The following is a 7,995-nucleotide window of genomic DNA, read 5'->3' on the forward strand; positions in this document are numbered from 1 at the left end:
GGCGGCACGAACATCAGCGTGACCGACCAGGGGGTCACCACGATTGGTCAGGTCACGGCGCCCGCGGGCACGGTTTCCGTTATCGATACGGGTGTTGGCGCGGCTGTTACCGTAACCGGGGGTACATGCGACACGATCACGTCGAATGGCGCGGTTACGGTTACCGGCGCAGGCGCTGTAACGGCTTTCACCACGACAGGCGATACAGCCAATGTCAGCATCGCTGCCACCGGCGATGTCGTTGTGACGCAGGCGGGTTCGGGCAACACTACGGTCACCGACAGCGGCACAGACACTGCGGTGACGGTGTATGGCGGCACCAATGTCAGCGTCACCGACAACGGCACGACCACGATCGGCGCCTGGTCGGCGCCAAGTGGCACGATCACGGTAACCGACAGCGGCAGCAATGGCGCGGTGTCGGTAACCGGCGGAACGACCGACACGATCACGTCGGACGGCGCGGTCACCGTGACCAATGGCGGTATGGTCAATATCACCACGTCCGGGTCGGTTGCTGGCGACATCACAGTTACCAATGCGACCGGTGCTGTGACGGTCAATCAGGGCGATGGTGGCAACGTGGCAGTGTCTGACACGGGTACCGGCTTGCCGGTGATAGTGACGGGCGGGGTTGTCGATACGATCGACGTGGTGGGTGCGGTCACAGTGACCGGCACCGCTTCGACCACGACGGTATCGGTTGACGCTCACAACTACATTGTGTCGATCACCGACGGCAATTATGCAGCCAACACCGCCGCGGGGACGATCACCCATGTTTCGCTGACCGATGCGGCCAGCGGGTCGATTGTCGCCGACAATGCGTTGACCACCTTGGATCTGTCGGGCGTCAATAGCAGTGTGGAGGTCAATCCCGGGAACCTTGTCGGCAATACCAACACCGACCTAACGCTGAACCTGCACGCCGGTTCGAACTCGTACCTGGCAATGGATGCTGGATACTCGACGTTGCATATCGACCTGCTTGGCGATGCGACACTGGGTTTAGCTAATGGCGGCGTCAGCCCGTGGTACATTTCGGGAAGCGGCACGCTTTCATTCAATCAAGAACAGTCCACCAACGTGACGCTTGTGCTGCACCAACACGCAGGCCTGACCGGCTTGACGATGGTTGGTGGTTCGCTCGATGCCAGCGACAGCGCTGGGTCGGTCAACATCGCCACCAACGGCTCGACCGCGATCATCGGCGGTAGCGGCGATGACACGATCAACGTGTTGTCGACAACGATCACCCAAGGCATTGGCTTGGGTTCGGGCACCAACACACTGACATTGGCCACCGGCACAACCACGTTGGACATTCAGGCGACCGTGTTCGGCGGCACCGGCAGCAACAACACTCTGGTGATGGATGTGACCGATGCAGCGGCGGATTCGGCGGACAACCAGTTTGCGAGCGCGGTCAGCGGTTTCCAGATCTTGAGCCTGTCTCAGGAAACAACCGCCGAAGTGGTGGACCTGCCCAATCTTGGCGCATTCACCACGGTCATTTCGGCGGGGGCTGCGTCCACCGGCACCCTAACGCTCGACGGATTTGCCGACAACGGCACGCTCGAACTGGCAGGTGTTGGCGACGTTACCGTCAATATGGCAAGCGGTGCCACCGCATTGAATATCGCGCTCGATTATGTCGGTGCGATGGCAGAGGGTACGGTCACGGCCGCAGGGGTGCAGCATCTGTCGATCGCCGCCAATGATATGACCGCCAGCGTCGTTGCGGGTACCAACACCGACACGCTAACGTTTGCGGACACCGCGGCGACTGCCATTACGGTCACGGGCAACGCCAATCTTGTCCTCACCCCCGATGGTTCAGCACACGTTATCTCGGTCGATGCGTCGGGAATGACGGGCGGGTTGAACTACACGACCGCGGTGGGCGACGCGCAGACCGTGCATGGCGGCCAGGGTGCCAACATCATCACCGCAAGCAACGCCGGAGACGTGGTGTATGGTGGCGCAGGTTCCGATCAGCTTACTGCTGCGGCCAGCGGGGTAACGCTGTATGCAGGATCAGCTGCGTCAACGCTCACCGACTTTGCGACATCGGGTAACGATACGCTTGTCGGCAGCACAACCGCTAACGATACGTTCATCGTTGGCGGCGGCCAGGCTGGGACCGCGAACAATTGCACGGTTATCCAAAACGTGCATTCGGGCGACGTAATCATGCTGGCCAGTGCAGCGTCGTTCCTTTCTACCGAAGTGACGGTCAGCACGTACCTACCCGACTTGCAGACATATTTGAATGCTGCGGTGCAGGCGGCCGGGGCTTCGGCGAACAGCGTCGAATGGTTCCAATATGCTGGGAACACGTATCTCGTGGAAAACCATGCGGCGAATGAGAACCACTTTACGGCATTGACCGATCAGGTGGTCGAGCTTCACGGGTTGGTCAACTTGAGTTCGGCAACGTTCTCATCCGGCGGCATCCATATGGGATAACCCCGGTGACGGGGCGCCCGCATGCGCGGGGCCCCGTTCCTGATAATCTGCAACGATCCCTCTCCGCATAGCGGAGGGGATCGTTGCCATTCTACTTGGCGTGGTTGGCGCCGGCAGGCGGACCGTGGTTTGGTCAATGGATTCAGAAAACTCTATGCAACGCGACTATGCACCGGGGCGATCCCGCCGGCTGCTCTTGATCTTGCTCAGTGTCGGCTCGGCGGTTGCAGCGAACAATGCCATTGCCGCGCAGGCAGAACCCGCGGGTGGGGTGACCGGACAAGGCCAGTCGGCCGACGACGCGCCAAATGTACCCGCATCCGATGCCCCACGCGTCTATGGTCCAACCATGCCAACTGCGGTACAGGCGTCACACACGATGCCTGTACCGGCCTGGGGCGGAGCACCAGCGGGTGTTCCACCTGCGTTGACTGATGCTCTTAATTTATCAACTCATTATAACCCGGCGGTGGTTGCCGCATGGGCCACAGTTCGCGCGATGCACGCTGATCTCAGCAATGTGCGGTGGCAACGATTGCCAAGCCTGTCGACCGGGTACAACCAGTATTCAGCTGGCGCTTACGCCCACTATCCGTCCGTAACCGTAAACATGCCCGTCGCCACATTCGGGCGAATTGGTGCGCAAATTGACCGCGCCAAAGCGCAGCAGGCCATCGCGATCGGCGCCTGGCGCTTAAAAGTCATCGAAATCGCTGTGCAAACCGAGCAGTCGTATTTTCAGGTGATTGCTGCAACCCGCAAGCAGAAAATCCTTGACGAGGGGGCGAAAGAGCATCTTCGGCTGGTTGAATCCATGGCTCGACGCGTTGTCGAAGGTGTAAGCCCCCATGCCGATCTCTTGCTTGCACGTTCGCGCCTGGAACAAATCCAGAGCGATCTTGAGGCGGTCAATGCGCAACGCTTGACCGCGCTGCGCAATTTGAGCGAGCTGCTCCAGGGGCATCCATTGGGCTTGGGCGCTGTACCGACGTACGATCCCAAAGCGAATGATGCTGATTGGGATGGTGCCGAAGAGCAGGCTGTCGTTTACAGCCCCGCGCGTGAACAGGCGCTTGCCACTGCGGACTCGGCGCGCGATGATATCACTGCGGCGAAGGCCAGCTTGTTCCCCGAACTCGATGCGCAATATTCGTACGACCCGATCTATGGTTCGCGCGTGGGTCTCGCATTGAAATTGCAAGCATCGGGCGGGTTGTCACAATTCTCGCGCATTACGGCAGCGCAAGACCGGTTTGACGCAGCTTTGGCGCAAGTCCGCGATGTGGAACGCCAAGTGCGTCAGCAGGTTGATGACCAGGTGGTGGCCAACCATAGCGCTCGCACGCAGGCCTCCATTTCTGCCGATGTAGCTTCCACAGCGCGCGAGGTCAGCGATAGCTACGAACGTCAGTTTATCGCGGGACACCGCTCGTGGCTGGATGTCATGAATGCCCTGCGTGAAGATATCAATACGCGGCTGACGAAAGTCACCGCTGAAGTCACTGCGATGGATACCGCAGCTCAGCTGATGCTTGAGACCGGTCGGTGGCAGCCTTCGCTGGCAGAAGAAAATTCGAAATGACCGATGAATTTGTTCTTATTATCGCCGTGCTTGCGCGGCTACGCAATATCGAGTTGCGTCCCGACTGGGCTGATCGGGCATCATCTGTCGGGCAGAGCGACGAACGCGGCCTGTATGATTTTTGTGATGTGACCGGTTGGCCGAGGCCGCATCGATATAGTAATCTGCCGCGATCCCACGAATTTCCTGTTCTGGCCTGGCACAGTCGACATGGATGGGCCGTGGCGGAGAGACTGGAAGAGGGTGGTCGCGTCGCTGTCCAAGGTGCTGCGAGCAGTTCAATCTGGGCACTGGATGATGATTGCGTTTTGTACGACCTGACGATACCGCTACCGCCGCGCCAGCGACCGTTTGATAGAGCGATTCAAGTATTCGTACATGCGATTTTTGAGCGAAAGCACTATTTGGTCGTCGCGGCCTTTGCGACGGTCGTTATAAATTTTCTCGCACTGGCTACGTCGCTTTATTCGATGCAGGTTTACGACCGCGTGGTCCCGCGGGGGGCATTCGCAACGCTGTGGGTGTTGAGTATCGGTGCCGGCGGCGCGCTGATGTTTGATTATGCGTTGCGTATGGTACGGGCTCGGTTACTTGAAGAAGAGTCGATGCACATTGATCATGAAGTATCTGAATACTTCTTTTCGAAAGCCATGGACGTGCGACTCGACGCCCGTCCTCCGTCCATTGGCACAATGGCAGCTAATTTGCGCGGTCTCGAAAATATCAGATCGATGCTATCATCATCAACCCTATTTTTGATTGCTGATTTGCCATTTGCAATATTTTTTATATTTGTTATTTATTTACTTGGCGGAAATATTGCGCTCGTGCCGTTGATTGGATTCCCGATATCTTTGGGGCTTGCGTTTCTGTTCGGCCGTTTAATTCGAAGCAACGCGAAGCGTGCGTATGCGAGCGGCAACCGCAAAAATGGCTTGCTGGTTGAGGCGCTCGATGCCGCCGAGACGATCAAGGCCAATCGCGGGCATTGGTTCATGCTTACCCGGTGGACGACGCTGCTGACGGAGTCGCACAAGTCTGAATTGCCAATGAAAAATACCCAGGCGCAGGCGACAACAATTTTTGGGACTATTCAGCAGTTTACCTACATCGGGATGATTGCATGGGGCGCGGTTGAAGTGTTTCACCATGACATGACGATGGGGGCGCTGATTGCATGTTCGATTCTGTCAGGGCGCGTCAATGGACCGCTTGTGGGGCAACTGCCCGGCATCATGGTGCAGTGGAGTTTTTCGCGCAGCGCACTCGAAATGCTCGATGGCATCATGAAACTGCCTGGCGAAAGGCCTGATGATGTCGAATTGTTGCGGCCCAATCGAATTGCCGGGCGTTTAGCGTTAAAAGACGTTGCTTTTGCCTATCCCGGCGCGCGTGTCGGGTTGGCGGTGCCTGAGTTGAAGATCGAGGCAGGCGAGCGCGTCGGCATTATCGGTGGTATCGGGTCGGGCAAGTCGACCTTGCTGCGGCTGTTGGCAGGGCTGTACCCCGCAGGACAAGGTACCATCACGCTCGACCATCTTGAGATAAAGCATATCGCGGAAGACACGTTGCGTCGCAATATTGGCTATCTTGCTCAAGACTATCGCCTGATCAACGGTACGATGCGTGAAAACCTCACTCTTGGCTTGTCCGATCCGGGCGAGGAATTGCTGATGGTGGCTGCCACTAAAACTGGACTTGAGCGGCTGATAAAGGCGCATCCCAAGGGGATGGATTTGCCGATCAGCGAAGGCGGCGGCGGCTTGTCTGGAGGCCAACGGGTGTTATGCGGGATTACGAGACTGTTGTTGTGCGAGCCGCAGCTATGGTTGCTGGATGAACCGACCGCCAGCCTCGACGTTGAAACCGAAGCCCGCATTCTATCGGCATTGAAAGGCAAGATGACCGAACGGTCGACGATGATACTCGTTACGCACAAATTGCAGCTGCTCGGGATGGTGGATCGGGTGATATTTATGGCGGAGGGCCGGATAGTACTCGATGGTCCGCGGGATCACGTTCTTGCGCGCCTTGGCGTCGGCGTAACGCAGGCAATCAACCATCCCGCCCAAGCATCTCCTTCCAGCGCACCAAATGGAATACAATCGTGAGTGATTTTCATAAGGCCAAGAAACATGTGCTCGATAGACGCGCTGCTCTGGTTTACCTGATGACTGCCGTTTTGGCGTTGTGTGTGGTTTGGTCAATCTATTCAGATCTCGATCAGGTAACAAGGGCGCCGGGGCAAGTCATACCATCAGGCCATGTGCAAATTTTGCAAAGTACTGATGGCGGTACTATTGCGGATATATTGGTCACGGAGGGTGCGGTCGTAAAAAGAGGTCAGCTGTTGGTGAAGCTGGACAAGACGCGTATTCAGGCGGCTGTCGATGAAGCCGAGGGTAAGGTCGCATCGCTCCGTACAACCATGGTTCGTATCAATGCTGAGCTGTTCGATAAGCAACTGACATTCCCTGCCGATTTGAAAAAATTTCCAGCGCTTATGGCTGATCAGTCGTCACTTTACGAAAAGCGGCGCATGGCGTTGAATGATCAGATCACATCATTGCGCTCGATGCTGGATTTAAATCAACAGGAGTTGGACATGAATTTGCCGCTTCTGCAAAAGGGTGATGTAAGCCGTGCCGACGTGCTACGGTTGCGGCGATCGGTTTCCGACCTTAGGTCGCAAATCGTCAATGTGCGTAACAAGTATATTTCGGATTTACAGGCGGAATACACCAAAACGGACCAAGATTTGGGTGCGGCACAGGAAATCCTGGATCAACGCGAGGACGCGCTTCGCGATACCGAAATTCGTGCGCCTGTGGATGGTATTGTGAAAAATATCCACCTGACAACGGTTGGTGGTGTGTTGAAGGCTGGCGATGAAGTTTTGTCAATTGTGCCAACCGGACAAGAATTGGTGGTTGAGTCGCGTGTCGCTCCCAGCGATATTGCCAATATAAAACTTGGACAGAAAGTATCTATAAAATTTGATGCATATGACTCATCAATTTACGGTGGCGCTGAAGGGGTGGTCGATTATATCAGTCCCGATACGATAACGGAAACAACGCCGGCAGGTAATTCCTCATTTTATCGAGTAAAAATAAAAATAAATACGAACAATATGAAGGCACATTTTTTGGGTGAAAAGATTTTAATTCAACCAGGAATGACTGTTAATTCTGAAATACTGACTGGCAAAAATAATGTATTTCATTATATTACAAAGCCAATAACAAAAACGTTCACGGATTCATTGAAAGAGAAGTAGGCAGCGGGAATGTGAGTTAGGAGGGCGATATATCGCTTTGGCGCTTTCAACTCCGCTGCGAAAATATCGTAACGCCCGAGGCGCCTTGAGGCGCACTGCTCATCGACAATTGACCTGCTCCCCGAAGGTCCTGCAGTCATAACGAGAGTCTGCCGGTTGGATATGACGGCTGCGTTGCCAGTTCAAGCGCGTCGGGCGTGGAGCCCTCAACCAGTTCAAACGCCCGGCGAGCTTGAACTGGCGCGCGGTTGCCAAGCGACGAGTGTGGCCTGACGTTGTTGTAATCGTAGCGCCACAGGGCCAGCTTGCGCCGGGCATCAGCCAAGCTTTCTAACAGCTCCTCAGGCAGTGTCAGGAATTTCGTGTGCGGGGTGGCATAATGGGTAAAAAGGAGACCCTTTATGGCACGACGCAAAGCCCCTGCGATTCCCGATGACCTGCTCGACCAATTGCTGGCCGGCGGCGATGCGGCAGTCGCACTGAATTCTGGCGAATTGGTCAATGCGCTCAAGAAGGCCTTGGCCGAGCGGGCGTTAAACGCCGAGATGGATTTTCACTTGGGCGACGAAGCTGAGGCGGACAACACCCGCAATGGCTACGGGCGCAAAACGGTGTCGACGGCCACTGGCAAGATCGAGATCGATGTGCCGCGCGACCGCGCTGG

General features: G+C 56.3%; 6 protein-coding genes and 1 pseudogene. 5 read left to right on the forward strand and 2 right to left on the reverse strand.

The genetic code is table 11. The features are described 5' to 3' along the window. Positions 1-47 precede the first annotated feature (47 nt). Positions 48-470, reverse strand: coding sequence for a hypothetical protein (locus G404_RS20780; RefSeq protein ID WP_156906364.1), 423 nt, complete (start codon positions 468-470; stop codon positions 48-50). Position 471: 1 nt separating this feature from the next. On the opposite strand from G404_RS20780, the gene G404_RS0116940 reads away from it, so the two are divergent. The 4 genes from G404_RS0116940 to G404_RS0116955 all read left to right on the forward strand — a co-directional run bounded on the left by G404_RS0116940 (position 472) and on the right by G404_RS0116955 (position 7,331). After that, complete coding sequence (locus G404_RS0116940; protein ID WP_156906365.1) at positions 472-2,469, forward strand: beta strand repeat-containing protein; 1,998 nt, start codon at positions 472-474, stop codon at positions 2,467-2,469. 154 nt (positions 2,470-2,623) lie between these two features. Then, positions 2,624-4,051 (forward strand): TolC family protein, encoded by a 1,428-nt coding sequence (locus G404_RS0116945; RefSeq protein ID WP_169719735.1) that lies wholly within the window; start codon positions 2,624-2,626, stop codon positions 4,049-4,051. Further along, the gene (locus G404_RS0116950; RefSeq protein WP_084601465.1) at positions 4,048-6,162 is read left to right on the forward strand and encodes an ATP-binding cassette domain-containing protein; all 2,115 of its coding nucleotides are present in this window, start codon (positions 4,048-4,050) and stop codon (positions 6,160-6,162) included. Before G404_RS0116945 ends, G404_RS0116950 begins: the two co-directional genes overlap by 4 nt. After that, the gene (locus G404_RS0116955; RefSeq protein WP_245584580.1) at positions 6,159-7,331 is read left to right on the forward strand and encodes a beta-barrel domain-containing protein; all 1,173 of its coding nucleotides are present in this window, start codon (positions 6,159-6,161) and stop codon (positions 7,329-7,331) included. The genes G404_RS0116950 and G404_RS0116955 overlap by 4 nt, the downstream gene beginning before the upstream one ends. 136 nt (positions 7,332-7,467) lie before the next feature. Here the strand turns inward: G404_RS0116955 and G404_RS20220 are convergent. Beyond that, positions 7,468-7,680: pseudogene (locus G404_RS20220) on the reverse strand (integrase core domain-containing protein); the annotation flags it as partial. A 52-nt stretch (positions 7,681-7,732) separates the two neighbouring features. Between G404_RS20220 and G404_RS19585 the strand changes: the two are divergent. Next, a partial coding sequence (locus tag G404_RS19585) for a transposase (protein ID WP_211230803.1) occupies positions 7,733-7,995 on the forward strand: 263 nt, incomplete at its 3' end.

The organism is Novosphingobium acidiphilum DSM 19966 (genome assembly GCF_000429005.1).
Classification (GTDB): Bacteria; Pseudomonadota; Alphaproteobacteria; order Sphingomonadales; family Sphingomonadaceae; genus Novosphingobium; species Novosphingobium acidiphilum.

Excerpts from the sequence above, each read along its gene's own strand:
- G404_RS0116945 (WP_169719735.1), top strand. The coding sequence starts at position 2,624 with ATGCAACGCGACTATGCACCGGGGCGATCCCGCCGGCTGCTCTTGATC.
- G404_RS0116950 (WP_084601465.1), top strand. The coding sequence starts at position 4,048 with ATGACCGATGAATTTGTTCTTATTATCGCCGTGCTTGCGCGGCTACGC.